This is a genomic window from Microbacterium sp. cf332 (genome assembly GCF_900102175.1).
In the GTDB taxonomy this organism is placed as follows: domain Bacteria; phylum Actinomycetota; class Actinomycetes; order Actinomycetales; family Microbacteriaceae; genus Microbacterium.
Map to the genome: position 1 here is coordinate 317,584 of NZ_FNKN01000001.1, position 15,735 is coordinate 333,318.

The window sequence follows — 15,735 nt, forward strand, 5'->3', positions numbered from 1 at the left end:
GCGGCACGGACAGCCAGGGGCCGGCTCAGAGGGTCACGACGAGCTTGCGTGCCGACACGCCCCGGTGCAGCCGATCCAGCGCGGACTGGATGCTCTCGAGGCCGTCGCCGACGACCTCCGCGACCGGGGCGCACACATGCCGGCCGTCCGCCAGCGCGGCAGGCAGGTGGTGCTCCCACAGCATCGGTCCGACCTCGTTCGACATCAACGCGCTTCCCCAGACGAAGCTGGTCCGGATGCCGCGAAGGCGCGCTCGCACCAGCACCCCGAACTGCCCCCATGCGACAGTGCTCATCGTCCGGACGAAGGCCATGCTCGGACCGCCGCGTCGTGGGAGCGAGCCGAACGACACCGGCGGGCTCAGCAGCGCGACGCGCTTCGCGCCCGCCGCGGCGGCGATGCGCACGGCGGGCGCGCCCGAGCCCGGTCCGACCGCCGCGACGCCGGCGAGAGCGTCACCGCGGAGTGCCGCCAGGATGTCGCGTTCGACGCTCGCCGAACTGTAGTCGAAGACGTCGCTCGCACCGAGTCCGCGCAGAAGGTCGGCGTTCCGGGCGGATGCGGTGGTGATGACGCGATATCCGGCCGCAACGGCCAACTGGATCGCATTCATCCCGACGCTCGTCGATCCACCCCAGACGAGGACGACCCCGGTGCCCGGCTGTGCGGCGGTGGGGGGCACGAGACCCAGGTTCTCGGTCTGGAACAGGGCCGTCGCCGCCGTCGATACCGCAAGCGGCAGCACGACCGCGTCGGCGAAGGCGAGATCGTCCGGGAGCGGCGCTGCCAGGTCTTCGCGGACGACCGTGTACTGCTGGAAACCGCCCTCGGCGTCGTGGCGGCGTCCGCGCTCCATTCCGACGGCGTACGCGGCCACGCGGTCGCCGGCCGAGAACCGCGTCACACCCGGACCGACCGCTTCGACGACGCCAGCGACATCCTCGCCGAGGATCATGGGGTACGACAGCCAGCGGTACATGAGGTCGCCCGTCCATTGCTTGAGTTCGTCGAGGGGATTCACGGCCACCGCCCGATTGCGGAGAAGGATCTCGCCGCGGCCAGGAACGGGCATGTCGGCGGGGCCGACGACGAGGTCGGCTCGGGGGGAAGCGAGCCAGGCGGCGGTGTTGACGGACATGGCGACTCCGATGGTCGAAGGGATGACACGAGATGACATCACTCACTATAGGCCCGATGACATGTCGTGTCGTCAGTTAGAGTGGGCTGATGGCACGCTGGGCACCGGACGCCGCTCTTCGACTCGAACGGGCGGCGATGGATCTCTTCCTCGCGGACGGGTACGCCAAGACCACCGTGCCCCGCATCGCCGAGCGGGCAGGCCTGACCACCCGCACCTTCTTCCGACATTTCGCCGACAAGCGCGACGTGCTGTTCCTGCGGGAACGCGAGTTCCCGGCTGTCGTGCGACGACTGCTCGAGGATGCACCCGCGGGTCTCGATCCCATGGCGCTCGCGCTGCACGGTGTGACCGGGGCCGCCGGCGAGCTCGAGCAGTGGCGCGAACAGATCCGCATCCGCCGCACCGTGATCGAGTCGGACGCACGGCTTCATGAGCGGGAGCGACTGAAATCGGCGGCGCTGACGGAGGCCATCCGCTCGTCGCTGGTCGATCATGGAACCGCCGCCGTCGAGGCCGCACTCGTCTCGAGCACCGCCGTCTCCCTGTTCGATACCGCTGTCGACCTCTGGATCGGCGGCGACTCGACGCGAAGCCTGGTGTCGGTCCTGGACGGTCTTCGAGCGCTGCTCGCCTCGTTCGCGACCTCGGTCGACGTCCCCGGCGCCGAGCCGCGATAGGCCACCGCCGAGGCTCGCGTCGTTCGCCCGGGTGATGCGCGCCGGATCACGATGTCGAGCTCAGGGCGGCTCGGATCGCTCGCGCCAGACGCGGATCCCCTCCGACGTCATCGAGATCGTCGCGCTGCCCGTCATGTCGGTCCGCACGATCTCGGCTCCCAGCGCCCCCAGGAGCGTCAGCGTCTCCGCTCGCGGGTGGCCGTAGTCGTTCTCCCCCACCCCGATCAGGGCGATGCGAGGCATGACGCGCCGGTACAGCGCGGGCGACTGGTCGGCGCTGCCATGATGGGCGACTTTGACGACGTCGTAGCCACCCGCGACCCGCCCTCCCGCCACCCGCTGCGCCGTCTCCGAGAGGTCGCCGAGCAACAGCGTCGACGGCATCCCGCGGCCGCTCACCTCGAGGACGACACTCGCGTCATTACCCGGCGGGAAGCCGTGGACGGTCGCGCTCGGCCAGAGGACCGACCAGGATGCTTCGCCGAGGGTCCCGCTCATCCCGGCGACCGCGGGCAGGACGTCGGCGCCGCGTTCCGAGAGGCGGGTGAGCAGTGCTTCGTCGCTCGCCCCGCCCACGGGCCCGTGCAGGACCAGAGCGACGCGATCCGCAACCGCATCCGCGCCGCCGATGTGGTCGAGATCGAAGTGCGTGAGGACGAGGAGGTCGACACGAGCGATGTCGAAGCGCGCGAGGCAGGCGCCGAGAGCTTGCGGGTCGGGCCCGACGTCGATCAGCGCGATGCGCCCCGCCGACCGGATGAGGACGGCATCCCCCTGTCCGACGTCGCACAGCGCCACGGCCCAGTCGCCCGGCGTGCGGGCCTGTTCGAGCGGGCCCGCCACGATAGCGATGCCCGCCGCGGCGCCGAAGGCGAGCGCGACGATCATGATCCCGGTCCGCCGGACGACCCGGGGAACACCGGGGAGCAGCACGGCGACGACGGCGGCACAGAGCGCGGCGGCCAGCAGGACCCCGGGCGCATCGGAGAGCCACGGGACGGATGCGCCGGGCGCGGCGGCGAAGACCTCTGCCGCGGCGGCGATCCAGGCGCAGGGCAGCCACGCGATGGCGGCGAAGCCGCTCGCGAGCACCGGGACCGGCGCGCTGAGACAGGCCAGAAGGCCGGCGACCGTCGCGAGCGGTGCGGCCGGCGCGGTGACGGCGTTGGCGATCACCGCGTAGACAGGAAGACGCGGGTCGATCATCACCAACAGGGGCGTGCAGGCGAGCTGAGCGGCGACGGGGACCGCGATGGCCAGCGCGAGAGGACGCGGCACGAAGCGGGCCAGCGACTCGGTGACCGGGCCTGCGAGGACCAGCAGCGCGCCCGTCGCCGCTGCGGAGAGCGCGAAGCCCATGCTCGCCGCGAGCCAGGGATCGGCGATGAGGCAGAGGATCACGGCGTTGGTCAGCACGGCGACACCGGCGCCCGCCCGTCCGAGCAGCGCGGCGAGCATGGCGATCGCAGCCATGGCGGCCGCGCGGACGACGCTCGGCTCGGGCGAGACGAGGACGACGAACCCGGCGAGCGTCGTCACAGCGGCCGCCACGCGCCACCCGCGGGGCAATCCCAGGAGCGCGGCTCCAGCGAAGGCGATCCCGACGACGAGCGCGCAGTTCGCGCCGGACACGGCCGTGAGATGTGACAGCGAGGCCGTCTTCATCTGCTCATCGAGGCCGGTCGTGACCGCGGAGGTGTCTCCGACCGCGAGGCCCGCGATGAGTCCCGCCCCGGGCTGCGGCAGCGACGCCGCCTGATCGAGCAGCGCGGCGCGGAGCGCGGACGCGACCGCGAATGGCCCGCTCGCCTCGTCGAGCACGTCGGGCGGACGCGCGGCGTTCACCACGATGACGGCTCGATCTGCGGCATCCGCCACGAACGCAGTGCCCTGCATGGAGACCGATGCGCCGAGGTCCAGCCCCGCCGATCGCTCCGCGGTGCGGATGACGACGGGCACGCGGGTCTCGACCTCGTCGGCGCCGACCCGGATGCGCGTCGCGAGGGCGTCGAATCGCCATCCGGTCGCCGACCCCTCGATCTTTCCCGTGACGTCGGCCTCGACGACGACGGAGCGGCCCCCCGTGATCGGCAGGTCGGCGACCCGCTCACGCTCGGGAGACGCGATGGCCACGTGCGACACGGCCGCCGCCGCGAACGCGAGGGCGACGACCGCGGTCGCGGAACCGGCGCCCCGGGCGCCCCGGCTCCGCCGCGTGCCCCGGCTCCCGCCGGCGCTCTCCGCCCGGGACGACGCTCGGAGCCGACACGACACCATGAGCCCGGTGGCTGCGGCGCCCCACAGCAGCAGCGCGCCGAGAAGGGCGGTCTCGGGCAGGCAGATGGCGGCGAGTGCCGCGGCCCAGACGACCGCGGCGACGGGCATGAGACGGAAGTCCCTCCGACGGGTCGGGCCCGTCACACGCGCACCCGGTCGCGCAGCGCTTCGAGCATCTTCTCGCCGATGCCCGAGACCGCGAGCAGGTCCTCGACGCTCGTGAACTGGCCGTTGTCCGTCCGCCACGCGATGATCCGCTCCGCGAGAGCCGGACCGACGCGGGGCAGCGTGTCGAGCGCCGCGGCATCCGCGGTGTTGAGGTCGACGAGGCCGTCACCGGGCGCTCCGGGGCCGGTGACGCTCGAGCCCAGCTGCGGAGGTGGAGCCTCCCCCGGTCGCGGCACGTATAGCTGTTCGCCGTCCGACACGGTGCGGGCGAGGTTCACTCCCGCGGGATCGGCGTCGTCCGTCATGCCTCCGGCGGCAGCCACGGCGTCGACGACGCGCGCATCGCTCGCGAGTCGGTACAGACCGGGGGCGTTGACGGCGCCGTGGACATGGACGTAGACCGCGGCGTCGGGCGTCGCGTCCGTGGTGACGTCGACGCTCGGGGCGGGTGCCACGATCTCGACCGGCGTGGTCGCCGACCGGATCACGCCGATGCCCACGGTGATGCCCGCGGCCGCGAGGACGAGCACGATGACCGCGCCGGTGCTCAGCCGACGCCGCCGCGTCTGCCGATCACGTGAAGTCACCGGCCCAGGCTAGGGAGGCGTGAGCAGACCCTCCCGGCCTCCGCGCCACCCCGTGCAAACCCCCGGCGCCCGGCGCGCCGGGGAGGCGACGGTGCTCGTGAGGAGATCTAGGCCCGCACCCGGCCGACGACGCCCACCCGCTGCAGGAGCAGGTACATCTGGCAGCCCAGGCAGAACCCGAACGCGGCGTTCAGGAAGGCTGCAGCGAAGGCGAGGGCCGCTGAGATCGGCAGCGCCCATGGCACGCCTGCGAGATGCAGGAGCAGCCCCGCCGAGGTCACGACGAGGCCGACTCCCTGCGCGAAACGAGGCGGTCGAGGGTCCTCGAACTCGCGTGGCGGCGACAGACGCGGTCTCACCACCCGACGGAACAGCACGCCCCAGGGCGCGGTCCGCGGTGAAGCGACGCCCCAGAGGAACAACAACGCGGCGAGGAGCACGAGGAGGAAGCCGACGTCGGCGAGGCGGGCGGGAATCGGCGTGGCCGGCAGCAACCAGCCGGCACCCGCGGAGGCCGTCGCCGTCCCCAGCAGCGACGCCAGCACGGCGGCCAACAGCAGGGCGGCGGTGAGCGATGCTGCGAAGCGCGGGGCGCGCACGTCGAGGCGGTCGGTGGCGGTCATGTCAGGCCTCCTGCAGCAGTCGGATGAGCTCGGACTCCAGCGCAGAACGATCCGGGAGGCCACCCGTACGTTGCCGCACTCGTCCCGTGCGGTCGAGGACGAGAACCGTGGGCGTTTGCATGACGGAGAACCGTCGAGCCAGATCCGGACGGTACGTGAGGTCCACGTCGACGTGCCGGACGCCGTCGAGCCCGTCGGCGAGCGACGACAGCACGCGTCGTGCTCCCGGGCATCGCGTGCACAGCTCGGTGCTGAACTGGAGCAGCGTCGCGGCTCGACCGAACGCGGGCGCGTCGACCATCGCGGGAGTCACGACCTCGCCGTCGGCCACCCGCAGGGGCCGCCCGCTGCGTCGTCGGGCGAGCACGCCGCAGGTCGCGACGAGCACGACGAGCGCGACGGTCAGAGCGACGGCGGGAAGCGGCTGCACGATCGCCACGGTAACCCGAACCGCGGGTGGCGGGGGAAGTGTGTCACCGCGTGACACTCCCCCGCCGGCGTCAGCGGGCGGTGGTGAAGCTCACGACCTTCGGCGCCCGCACGACGGCACGCGCGATCTCCCGGCCGTTGAGCGCGCGGACGACCTTGTCATCCGCGCGTGCGAGGGCTTCGAGGTCGTCCGAGGAGATCTTCGCCGAGACCGTGAGCGTGCCGCGGACCTTGCCGTCGATCTGCACGACCGCGGTGACGGACTCCTCGACGAGCAGGGTCGGGTCGGGCTGCCGCCACACGGCGAGGCCGACGAACGGGCGGTACCCCAGCGTCTCCCACATCTCCTCGGCGGTGTGCGGGGCGAACAGGTCGAGGATGACGGCGACGGCCTCTGCAGCCTCGCGCACCGCAGGATCACCCGCGCCTGCGCCGCTGTCGATCACCTTGCGCGTCGCGTTGACCAGCTCCATGAGACGCGCCACGACGACGTTGAACTTGGTCTGCTCGATCAGGCCCGGTGCATCGGCCCACAGGCGGTGCGTCACGCGTCGCAGCGCAGCATCCCCCTCGGCCCAGACCACGTCGGTCTCGCTGTCGACGTCGGCCGCGACGCGCATCGCGCGGGCGAGGAACTTCGCCGCGCCCGTGGTCGACACGTCGGCCCAGTCCTTGTCGTCCTCGACCGGCCCGGCGAAGGCCAGGGCGACGCGCAGGACGTCGGCACCGTGCTGCTCCAGCTCCTCCTGGAAGAGCACGAGGTTGCCCTTGCTCTTCGACATCTTGGCGCCGTCGAGGATGACCATGCCCTGGTTGATGAGGCTCGAGAAGGGCTCGGTGAACTCGACCTGGCCCATGTCGAACAGCGCCTTGGTGATGAACCGCGCGTAGAGCAGGTGGAGGATCGCGTGTTCGACCCCGCCGATGTAGAAGTCGACGGGTCCCCACTTGTCGGCTTCGCGCGACGCGAACGGCTGTCCGGCGTCGTTCGGCGACAGGAATCGGAGGAAGTACCACGAGCTGTCGACGAAGGTATCCATCGTGTCGGGGTCGCGCAGCGCGGGCTCGCCCGTCTCGGGGTCGGTCGTCGTGACCCAGTCCGTCGCCGCTCCCAGGGGCGACGCGCCCTTCGGAGTCAGGTCGAGGCCCTCGACCGACGGCAGACGCACCGGCAGCTCCTCGCCCGGCACGGGGACGATGCGCCCGTCCTGGGTGTGGACCATCGGGATGGGCGTGCCCCAGAAGCGCTGACGCGAGATGAGCCAGTCGCGCAGGCGGTAGGTCTTCGCGGCGCGACCGGTGCCGCTCGCCGTCAGCTGCTCGATGGCACGAGCGATGGCGTTGCGCTTGCTCAGTCCGTCGAGCGCGCCGGAGTTGATCATGCGTCCGTCGCCCGTGAGAGCGACCCCGGTGCGTGCCGGGTCGAGGTCGTCGATCTCGGGCGCCGCGTCGACGGGCACTCCCTCGTCGTCGAGCTCGATGACCGGCATCGCGCCCGTCACCGGCGCCGTCGTGTCGACGACGACCCGCACGGGCAGGTCGAAGGCGCGTGCGAAGTCGAGGTCACGCTGGTCGTGTGCCGGAACCGCCATGACGGCCCCGTGACCATAGTCGGCCAGCACGTAGTCGGCGGCCCAGATCGGGAGCCGCTCCCCGTTGATGGGGTTGACCGCGAAGCGGTCGAGGAAGACACCCGTCTTCGGACGGTCCGCGGTCTGCCGGTCGATCTCGCTCGTCTTCTGCACCGTCTGCAGGTACTGACGGAAGCGCTGCTGGACCTCGTCGGACGAGCCGGCCGCGAGTTCGGCCGCCAGGTCGGAGTCGGGCGCCACGACCATGAAGGTCGCGCCGTGCAGGGTGTCGGGACGGGTCGAGAAGACCGTGATCTTCTCGTCACGCCCCTCGATCTCGAAATCGATGTCGGCGCCCACCGAGCGGCCGATCCAGTTGCGCTGCATCTGGATGACCTTCTGCGGCCAGAACCCTTCGAGCTGGTTCAGATCATCGAGCAGCCGGTCGGCGTACTCGGTGATCTTGAAGTACCACTGCGTGAGCTTCTTCTTCACGACCTCGGCGCCGCAGCGCTCGCAGTGCCCGTCGACGACCTGCTCGTTGGCGAGCACCGTCTGGTCGTTCGGGCACCAGTTGACCGGGCTCTCCTTGCGGTAGGCGAGGCCCTTGTCGTAGAGCTTCTGGAACAGCCACTGGTTCCACGTGTAGTACTCGGGGTCGCTCGTGTGGAGCACGCGGCTCCAGTCGAACGAGACGCCGTACTCGTGCAGACTCTGCTTCTGCTGCGCGATGTTGTCGTACGTCCAGGCGCGCGGATCGGCGCCGCGCTTGATCGCGGCGTTCTCCGCCGGCAGGCCGAACGAGTCCCATCCGATGGGGTGGAGCACGTTGTAGCCGCGATGACGCCAGAAGCGGGCGACGATGTCGGAGTAGAGATAGTTCTCGGCGTGCCCCATGTGGAGGTCGCCCGAGGGGTACGGGAACATCGCGAGCACGTACTTCCGGGGCCGCTTGTCGTCGTCGCCGCCGGCACGGAAGGGATCGGCGTCGGCCCAGGCACGCTGCCACTTCGCCTGGACGGCGTGGGCGTCGAATGCGACGGAATCGGGCGTGGTGGCGCGATCAGTGGAGATGTCGGTCACGGGTGAACCAATCTGGGAATGCGAAACGGGCGCGAGAGCACCTCTCCCAGGCTACCGGACCCGCTCGCGCCACCGGGGCGGGAGCACCGCGCCGAGGGCGCGCAGCGGCGCGCGAGCCTTCAGCGCGACCTCCTCGACCTCCGCCTCGGCCTCCGATCCCCAGGTGATGCCCCCACCGGCCCCGACGTACGCGGTCGCGCCGTCGAGGACGATCGATCGGATCACCATGGCCAGGTCGGCGTCGCCGTCGACGCCGATCCAGCCGAAGCATCCCGCGTATATCCCGCGCGGCGCCGCCTCCAGCTCGTCGAGGATGGTCATCGCCGAGAGCTTGGGGGCGCCCGTCATGCTCCCCGCAGGGAAGGTGGCGGCGAGCACGTCCGAGAGCCGTGAGCCGCCCCGGACCCGGCCCGACACGCTGCTGACGAGCTGATGGACGGTCGGATAGGTCTCGACCTCGAGCAGTGTCTCGACCACGACCGAGCCGGCGTCGCTGACCCGCTGCAGGTCGTTGCGCATCAGGTCGACGATCATGACGTTCTCGGCGCGCTCCTTCGGACTCGTCCGCAGTTCGTCGACGAGCTGGGCGTCGGATGCCGCATCGGTGCCGCGACGTCGGGTGCCTTTGATGGGACTCGTCCGCACCACGCCCGCCTCGAGCTGCAGAAAACGCTCGGGGCTCGCGCTGACGAGGGCGCGGCGTCCCGACCGGATGAGCCCGCCGTGGTGCGACGACGCCGCGGAGCGCAGCCGCAGGAAGACGGCGAGGGGATCGGGCGCCGGATCGGCCACCAGGTCGAACCGCGTCGTGAGGCAGAGCTGATAGGCATCCCCCCGCCGGATCGCGGAGCGACACTCCTCCACGAGGACCGCGTAACGGTCGGGCTCGACGCGTGCGGTCGCCACGAGCGCCGGCTCCCCCGGGTGCGACGGTGCGAGCTGCACCGGCGTCGCCGCCGCACGCCACTCCCGCACCTCCTCGACGAACGCCGGAAGCATCGCAGCGTCGGCGACGGCCCAGAGTCTCCGCGTCGCGTGATCGAAGGCGACGAGTCGCTCGACCCGCAGCCAGAGGTCCGACGGCTCTGCGGCATCCGCTGTGGTCGGCGCACCCGCGCGCGACGCGGCGAGGTCGTAGCCGGACCATCCCACCCATCCTCCGCGGAACGGTCCGCCATCTCCGGCACGGGAGTCGGGGGCGGCCGACCCGTCGACGAGAGGATCCGGCCGGTCCTCGGGGCGTCCGGTGCCCAGCCAGCTCCAGCCGCTCGTCGCCCCGACACCTGCGTCGAGCCAGAAGAGATGCTCACCGGGGACCGCGCCGACGAGCTCGGCGGGATCGACCCAGCCGTCGAGGAGTCGGCAGCTCGGGGTCTCGGGCACGGACTCAGGCTATGCCCCGGGTGGCGCCCCTAGGCTCGGAGCGTGAACGAGATCCTCGACTGGATTCTGAACACCGTGCAGAGCATCGACCCGGTGCTGCGGACGGTCGTGGCGGGGATCGCGATCATGCTCGAGACCAGTGTGCTCGTCGGGCTGGTCGTGCCGGGCGACACGATCGTCATCGTCGCGGCGACCGCCGTCGGGAGTGTCGCCGAGGGGTTCATCCTGGGAGCCGTCGTCGTCGCCGGGTCGCTCGCGGGCGAGTCGATCGGCTTCCTGCTGGGCCGCTGGCTCGGACCCCGCATCCGCTTCTCGCGCCTCGGCCGCCGCATCGGAGAGGACAACTGGGTGCGGTCCGAGCTCTACCTGCGCCGCCGGGGCGGCCCCGCGATCTTCCTCTCGCGCTTCCTGCCGGTGCTGCACTCGCTCGTGCCCCTCACAGTGGGGATGAGCGGCTTCTCGTATCGCCGCTTCATCGCCTGGACCGCTCCCGCCTGCGTCATCTGGACCTCGCTCTATGTCGGCGTGGTGGCCGCCGCGGCCAAGACCTACCGGGAGGTCTCGGAGAACATCCAGTACGCCGGCTACCTCTTCGTCGCCGTCATCCTGGTCTTCCTCGTCGCCGCGTATCTCGTCAAGCGACTGATCTCGCGCCGGGAGGCGCGCCATCTGCGACTCGGCGACGAGTCCGGACGGCGCGCAGACGGGGACGTGAAAGACTGAGCCGATGGCTTCCTCACCGGCACCACGGAAGAAGATCCTGTGGTTCGCGCGCCTCGAGCGTCGCTTCCACTCGTGGCGCGAGCGGCGCGCCCGCGCGCGCGGGCAGCGACCGACCGTCGCCGCGTATCCGGGCTACGGCGGCGAAGGCTGGGTGAGGGTTCTCGGACGCGTCCTCATCGCACCGAAGGTGCGCCCCGCCGACAACGGCGAGTACGCCTCAGTCAGGGGATGGCGCAGCTTCGCGTCGGTCCCCGTCGCGTTCGCCCAGGTGCGGGTGACGATCGCGGGGGTCAGTCACGAGATCGTGGCCGACCGCGGCGGCGTCATCGACGTCGAGCTGCCGGGCACCCTCGAGCCCGGCTGGCAGACGATCACGATGACGGTGGAGGCCAGCGAGCCCATCGAGACGCGGGTGTTCGTCATCGCTTCGGACGTCGAGTTCGGCATCGTCTCCGACATCGACGACACCGTGATGGTCACGGCGCTCCCGCGACCGTTCGTGGCGGCGTGGAACTCCTTCGTGCTCGACGAGCACGCCCGCCAGCCCGTCCCCGGCATGGCGGTGATGCTCGAACGGCTCACCCGCGACCGGCCGGGCAGCCCCGTCATCTACCTCTCGACCGGCGCCTGGAACGCAGCTCCGACGCTCATGCGCTTCCTCCGCCGTCACGTCTTCCCCTCCGGCCCCATGCTCCTGACGGACTGGGGTCCGACGCACGACCGTTGGTTCCGCAGCGGCCGCGACCACAAGGCCGAGAATCTCCGTCGTCTGGCCCAGGAGTTCCCGCACGTGCAGTGGCTGCTGGTGGGCGACGACGGTCAGCACGACGACGCCCTCTACACGGCTTTCGCCAGTGAGCACCCCGACCGGGTCCGCTGCGTGGCGATCCGACGGCTCTCCCCCGCCGAGGCCGTCCTCGCGGGTGGGCGGACCGCGGTCAACGACCATTCAGCGGCGCAGGTCCCGTGGGTCAGCGGCTCGGACGGCGCAGCGCTGCTCGATCGGCTCGCCGACGTCGGAGTCATCGAACGGCACTGAGCATCGACGTCGGGGGTGCGCCCTACGCTGAGATCATGTGCGGTCGTTTCGTCGTAGCCCGCGTCGGTTCCGAGCTGGCGGGTGTCCTGCGCGCCGAGGTCGTTCCCGACGACCTCCCGGCGCCCTCGTTTAACATCGCGCCCACGGCGCGCGCGGCCATCGTCCTCGACTCGGCGAAGACCGAGCCGCCCACGCGTCGACTCGCCGCGGCCCGGTGGGGCCTCGTGCCGCCCTGGTCGAAGGATGTCTCCGCCGGTGCACGCGCTTTCAATGCGCGCTCGGAGGAGGCCGCCGAGAAGCCGATGTTCCGCAAGGCGCTCGCTGCTCGCCGGGCCGTGGTCCCGGCATCCGGCTACTACGAATGGCAGGGCGCGGCCGGCGCCAAGACCCCGCACTTCATCCGTCCCGAAGGCGACGAGCCGCTGTTCTTCGCGGGTCTTTATGAATGGTGGAAAGACGATGCGCGCGCCGACGACGATCCCGAGCGTTGGCTGCTGAGCTTCACGATCCTGACTCGGTCGGCCGTCGGCGGCCTCGCCGACATCCACGATCGGATGCCGCTCATGATCGACGTCGAGTACGCCGACGTCTGGCTCGATCCCACGACGGAGTACCCGGCCGACCTGCTCGACGCCGTCGTCGACGCCGCCCCGTCGGTCGTCGACACCCTCACCTGGTTCCCCGTCGGATCGGCCGTCGGCAACGTGCGCAACGACGACCCGACGCTCATCGAACCGGTGTGAGGCAGTCTCCGCGCACGCCGATGTCTATCCTCGAGAGGTGATGCTCCGACTCTCCGAACGCGCTCGGCTCGCGCCCGAGGTGTGGCGCGACATGTCGGATGCCCATGCGGAGCGCGCTGACGAGCTCACCGAGGCGCACCGCCGTCGCGCCTCCCGGGCCGAGAAGCACCCGGTCGAAGACTTCCTCTTCACCTACTACTCCTACAAGCCGGCCATCCTGCGGCGGTGGCACCCGGGTCCCGGCGTCGTGCTCGAGGGCGCGGGCCGGGAGCGTGGCGGCTGGCGCTGGTACACGACGGTCGGCGTCGGCGACGCTCGGGTCGCCGACGAGCAGTTCCGCGAGGAGCGGGGCTCGCTCTACCGCGGTGTCACGGGGCTCCTGCGCGCCACGCGCGACCGCGCCGGGGTGTTCGGCTGCTTCGGGCTCCATGAATGGGCGATGGTGTACCGCTCCGACGAGACGCGCCACGAGATCCCTCTCCGCCTCGGCGCGGCCGGCACGGACGCCGTCGTCGACGCGCACGACCTGCGCTGCACCCACTTCGACGCGTTCCGGTTCTTCACTCCCGAGGCCGTGCCGCGCAATCGTGAGGCGCTCGACCGCGACGGTGCGGTCGGCCGCGAGCAGCCCGGATGCCTCCATGCCGGTATGGACGTCTACAAGTGGGTACTGAAGCTCGGACCGCTCGTCCCCGGGCACCTGCTGATCGACGCGTTCATCCTGGCCCGCGACATCCGCGAGCTCGACATGCGCGCCTCGCCGTACGACCTGCGCGACTGGGGCTACTCCCCCGTGCCGATCGAGACCGCCGAAGGGAAAGCCGAGTACGTGCGTCAGCAACGGCTCCTGAGCGCACGCGGACAAGAGCTGCGCACCGCCGTGCTGACGGTCGTCGGGGGATGATCGTCGAGGCCACCCTCTCGGGCGTGTCGTCGACGCACCACCTCGCGCATGCAGCGGACGGATGAGGCCGAAAAACACGAAATCCCCGCCGAAGCGGGGACTTGGTGGACCTGAGGGGACTCGAACCCCTGACCCCCTGCATGCCATGCAGGTGCGCTACCAGCTGCGCCACAGGCCCGTGGTTTCCGCTCTCGCGGCAACTCATTCAGCTTACAACATCACCGGGGGTGCTCGTGACCACGGGCGCCTCGATCGGGATGACGGGGCAATCCTTCCAGAGGCGCTCGAGGCCGTAGTAGATGCGCTCCTCCTCGTGGAAGACGTGGACGACCAGGTCGCCGAAGTCGAGCAGCACCCACCGCGACTCGCTGCGTCCCTCGCGGCGCAGGCGCTTGTGGCCGGCCTCGAGCATGCTCTCCTCCACGGCGTCGGCGATCGCGGCGACGTTGCGCTCGCTGGTGCCGCTGACGATGAGGAACGCGTCGACCAGCGGCAGCGGCTGGGACACGTCGAGCGCGACGAAGTCCTCGCCGCCCTTCGCGTCGGCTGCCGCGGCGGCGACGGACACCATGTCGATGACTGCTTGTGAACTCATCCGAAAACTCCTGTGAAAAGCGAGACGAGCAGAACGCCCGCCAGGGCGAGAGCGAGTGCTCCCGCGGTGATGGCGAGGGCGACCGTCCAGCGGCTGCCCTTCTCGGGCGCCGGCGGACGGATGACGTCCTCGGCGCTCTTGATGGTCGAGATGGCCGCGCTCGCGGCGATCGGGGTGGGCGACGACGATGCCGGCAGCTCGCCGTCGATGAGAACGGCATCGACGTCCTTGCCGTCCGCGACGCCCGGGACGACGCCGGTCGACCCGAAGTTCTCGGGGAGCGAGAACGTGCCCGTGATGAGTACCTCGCCCGTCGCCGTGACCGGGGCCACGAGCGGGCCGCCGTCGGGGCTCTGAGCGAGGATGAGGGCGCTCGGCGTTGTGAACGCGCCCGTCGCCGTGGCGCTGCGGGTGAGCAGCTGATCGAACGAAGCGGGTACGTCGGGCGTCGTCGAGGCTCCCGCGAGGAGGTCCGCGCCCAGGTCGCCCGATACGACGTGACGCTCCTCCTCGGGCTCTGACGTCGCGTCGTCGGTGTGCGCCTCGCTGGCATCCGCGTCGGCGGCATCCGCGTCCGCGTCGGCGGCATCCGCGTCCGCGTCGGCGGCATCCGCGTCCGCGTCCTCGGCATCCGCGTCCGGGTCGTCGGCGTGTGTCTCCTCGGCATCGACGCGCACGTCGTCGGGCGCACCTTCGTCGCCCTCGTCCCCACGCGCTTCCTGTGCGGTCTCGTCGGAGTGGTCGACGTCGAAGGCTGCCTCGTCACGCTCGGCTGCGTCTTCGGAAGACGTGCCGGGCGCCTCGTCGGGCGACTCGACGCTCGGCTCAGCGTCCGGGGCCGCGTCGATCCGATCCGTGACATCCGAGCCGGGCAGCAGGGCGTGCTCGCCGGTCGCCGTGATGACGGGGATGGATGCCGTGCGGATCTTCTCCTGCAGCCGGGCCTGACGACGCGTCAGCGCGGGCGCCCCGAGATCGACCGAGGCCTGCGGCACCGGAGCCGGCGGCACCTGCACGGGTTCCGCGGGGCGCGGGAGCGGTGCGGCGACCGGAGTCGGCTCGGCGCCGATGGCGGCAGCCTCGTCGGTGGCCCCCGGGTCGACGATGATGGGGGTCGAGGCGGTGTTGCGCAACTCACGCAGTTGGCGGCGCGTCAGCTGCGGAGTCGGTGGCTGTTGCTCGTTATCGCTCATGCCTTGCTCCGATAGAGATGATGCTTCGCAATGTATTGGACGACCCCGTCGGGGACGAGGTACCACACCGGGTGGCCACGTCCCACGCGCGCCCGGCAGTCGGTGGACGAGATCGCGAGCGCGGGGATCTCGAGCAGGCTCACATCGTCGCTCGGCAGGCCTGCGCTCGACAGGGTGTGGCCGGGACGCGAGACCGCGACGAAGTGGGCGAGCTCCCACAGTTCATCATGGTTCCTCCAGCTGAGAATCTGCGCGATGGCGTCGGCACCGGTGATGAAGAAGAAGTCGGCATCGGGTCGCTGCGCCTTCAGATCCCGGAGCGTGTCGATCGTGTAGGTGGGGCCGTCGCGGTCGATGTCGACGCGACTGACGGTGAACATCGGGTTCGAGGCCGTCGCGATGACGGTCATGAGGTAACGGTCCTCGCCCGGCGAGACGAACGATTTCTGCCAGGGCGTGCCCGTGGGAACGAAGATGACCTCGTCGAGATCGAACGACTGCGCGACCTCGCTGGCGGCCACGAGGTGACCGTGGTGGATCGGGTCGAACGTGCCGCCCATCACGCCGATACGCGGCGCACGCGTTCCCGTCATCGAAGC

15 protein-coding genes and 1 tRNA gene are annotated in these 15,735 nt (G+C 71.0%); 5 read left to right on the plus strand and 11 right to left on the minus strand.

The window, feature by feature from the left end; translation table 11 throughout:
• Window positions 1-25: 25 nt before the first annotated feature.
• The gene (locus BLT21_RS01400; protein WP_091498050.1) at window positions 26-1,138 is read right to left on the minus strand and encodes a zinc-binding alcohol dehydrogenase family protein; all 1,113 of its coding nucleotides are present in this window, start codon (window positions 1,136-1,138) and stop codon (window positions 26-28) included.
• Window positions 1,139-1,227: 89 nt separating this feature from the next.
• On the opposite strand from BLT21_RS01400, the gene BLT21_RS01405 reads away from it, so the two are divergent.
• Window positions 1,228-1,818, plus strand: a complete 591-nt coding sequence (locus BLT21_RS01405; protein WP_091498053.1) for a TetR/AcrR family transcriptional regulator — start codon at window positions 1,228-1,230, stop codon at window positions 1,816-1,818.
• A gap of 60 nt (window positions 1,819-1,878) precedes the next feature.
• Here the strand turns inward: BLT21_RS01405 and BLT21_RS01410 are convergent, their stop codons facing one another.
• The 6 genes from BLT21_RS01410 to BLT21_RS01435 all read right to left on the minus strand — a co-directional run bounded on the left by BLT21_RS01410 (window position 1,879) and on the right by BLT21_RS01435 (window position 9,939).
• The gene (locus BLT21_RS01410; protein ID WP_091498058.1) at window positions 1,879-4,203 is read right to left on the minus strand and encodes a ComEC/Rec2 family competence protein; all 2,325 of its coding nucleotides are present in this window, start codon (window positions 4,201-4,203) and stop codon (window positions 1,879-1,881) included.
• Window positions 4,204-4,235: 32 nt separating this feature from the next.
• A complete protein-coding gene (locus BLT21_RS01415) occupies window positions 4,236-4,850 on the minus strand; it encodes a ComEA family DNA-binding protein (RefSeq protein ID WP_091498061.1) in 615 nt (204 codons plus the stop codon).
• A 107-nt stretch (window positions 4,851-4,957) separates the two neighbouring features.
• Window positions 4,958-5,473 carry a DUF4395 domain-containing protein gene (locus BLT21_RS01420; protein WP_091498064.1) on the minus strand — a complete coding sequence of 172 codons (516 nt, stop codon included), beginning with the start codon at window positions 5,471-5,473 and terminating at the stop codon, window positions 4,958-4,960.
• A gap of 1 nt (window position 5,474) precedes the next feature.
• Window positions 5,475-5,903, minus strand: coding sequence for a TlpA family protein disulfide reductase (locus tag BLT21_RS01425; RefSeq protein ID WP_256335873.1), 429 nt, complete (start codon window positions 5,901-5,903; stop codon window positions 5,475-5,477).
• Window positions 5,904-5,973: 70 nt separating this feature from the next.
• On the minus strand, window positions 5,974-8,547 hold the full coding sequence (gene leuS / locus BLT21_RS01430) for a leucine--tRNA ligase (RefSeq protein ID WP_371113427.1): 2,574 nt from the start codon (window positions 8,545-8,547) through the stop codon (window positions 5,974-5,976).
• Window positions 8,548-8,607: 60 nt separating this feature from the next.
• Window positions 8,608-9,939, minus strand: coding sequence for an anthranilate synthase component I family protein (locus tag BLT21_RS01435; protein ID WP_091498071.1), 1,332 nt, complete (start codon window positions 9,937-9,939; stop codon window positions 8,608-8,610).
• A gap of 42 nt (window positions 9,940-9,981) precedes the next feature.
• Between BLT21_RS01435 and BLT21_RS01440 the strand changes: the two genes are divergently transcribed.
• From BLT21_RS01440 to BLT21_RS01455, 4 genes are read left to right on the plus strand one after another with little or no spacing between them, the layout of a single operon-like run.
• A complete protein-coding gene (locus BLT21_RS01440; RefSeq protein ID WP_091498076.1) occupies window positions 9,982-10,662 on the plus strand; it encodes a DedA family protein in 681 nt (226 codons plus the stop codon).
• Window positions 10,663-10,666: 4 nt separating this feature from the next.
• Window positions 10,667-11,701, plus strand: coding sequence for an App1 family protein (locus tag BLT21_RS01445; RefSeq protein WP_091498079.1), 1,035 nt, complete (start codon window positions 10,667-10,669; stop codon window positions 11,699-11,701).
• A 35-nt stretch (window positions 11,702-11,736) separates the two neighbouring features.
• Complete coding sequence (locus BLT21_RS01450) at window positions 11,737-12,444, plus strand: SOS response-associated peptidase (protein WP_091498084.1); 708 nt, start codon at window positions 11,737-11,739, stop codon at window positions 12,442-12,444.
• Window positions 12,445-12,484: 40 nt separating this feature from the next.
• On the plus strand, window positions 12,485-13,348 hold the full coding sequence (locus BLT21_RS01455; protein ID WP_091498089.1) for a 3-methyladenine DNA glycosylase: 864 nt from the start codon (window positions 12,485-12,487) through the stop codon (window positions 13,346-13,348).
• 102 nt (window positions 13,349-13,450) lie between these two features.
• Here the strand turns inward: BLT21_RS01455 and BLT21_RS01460 are convergent.
• The 4 genes from BLT21_RS01460 to nadD form a co-directional block, all read right to left on the minus strand.
• Window positions 13,451-13,526: transfer RNA gene (locus tag BLT21_RS01460), tRNA-Ala, on the minus strand.
• Between the two features lie 27 nt (window positions 13,527-13,553).
• The gene (gene rsfS, locus BLT21_RS01465) at window positions 13,554-13,943 is read right to left on the minus strand and encodes a ribosome silencing factor (protein ID WP_091498093.1); all 390 of its coding nucleotides are present in this window, start codon (window positions 13,941-13,943) and stop codon (window positions 13,554-13,556) included.
• The gene (locus BLT21_RS01470; RefSeq protein WP_143024913.1) at window positions 13,940-15,136 is read right to left on the minus strand and encodes a hypothetical protein; all 1,197 of its coding nucleotides are present in this window, start codon (window positions 15,134-15,136) and stop codon (window positions 13,940-13,942) included. The genes rsfS and BLT21_RS01470 overlap by 4 nt, the downstream gene beginning before the upstream one ends.
• Window positions 15,133-15,729, minus strand: coding sequence for a nicotinate-nucleotide adenylyltransferase (nadD, locus tag BLT21_RS01475; RefSeq protein ID WP_091498101.1), 597 nt, complete (start codon window positions 15,727-15,729; stop codon window positions 15,133-15,135). The genes BLT21_RS01470 and nadD overlap by 4 nt, the downstream gene beginning before the upstream one ends.
• Window positions 15,730-15,735: the final 6 nt, after the last annotated feature.

Excerpts from the sequence above, each read along its gene's own strand:
- BLT21_RS01400 (WP_091498050.1), bottom strand. The coding sequence starts at position 1,138 with ATGTCCGTCAACACCGCCGCCTGGCTCGCTTCCCCCCGAGCCGACCTC.
- BLT21_RS01405 (WP_091498053.1), top strand. The coding sequence starts at position 1,228 with ATGGCACGCTGGGCACCGGACGCCGCTCTTCGACTCGAACGGGCGGCG.
- BLT21_RS01410 (WP_091498058.1), bottom strand. The coding sequence starts at position 4,203 with ATGCCCGTCGCCGCGGTCGTCTGGGCCGCGGCACTCGCCGCCATCTGC.
- BLT21_RS01420 (WP_091498064.1), bottom strand. The coding sequence starts at position 5,473 with ATGACCGCCACCGACCGCCTCGACGTGCGCGCCCCGCGCTTCGCAGCA.
- BLT21_RS01445 (WP_091498079.1), top strand. The coding sequence starts at position 10,667 with ATGGCTTCCTCACCGGCACCACGGAAGAAGATCCTGTGGTTCGCGCGC.
- BLT21_RS01450 (WP_091498084.1), top strand. The coding sequence starts at position 11,737 with ATGTGCGGTCGTTTCGTCGTAGCCCGCGTCGGTTCCGAGCTGGCGGGT.
- BLT21_RS01455 (WP_091498089.1), top strand. The coding sequence starts at position 12,485 with ATGCTCCGACTCTCCGAACGCGCTCGGCTCGCGCCCGAGGTGTGGCGC.
- rsfS (WP_091498093.1), bottom strand. The coding sequence starts at position 13,943 with ATGAGTTCACAAGCAGTCATCGACATGGTGTCCGTCGCCGCCGCGGCA.
- BLT21_RS01470 (WP_143024913.1), bottom strand. The coding sequence starts at position 15,136 with ATGAGCGATAACGAGCAACAGCCACCGACTCCGCAGCTGACGCGCCGC.
- nadD (WP_091498101.1), bottom strand. The coding sequence starts at position 15,729 with ATGACGGGAACGCGTGCGCCGCGTATCGGCGTGATGGGCGGCACGTTC.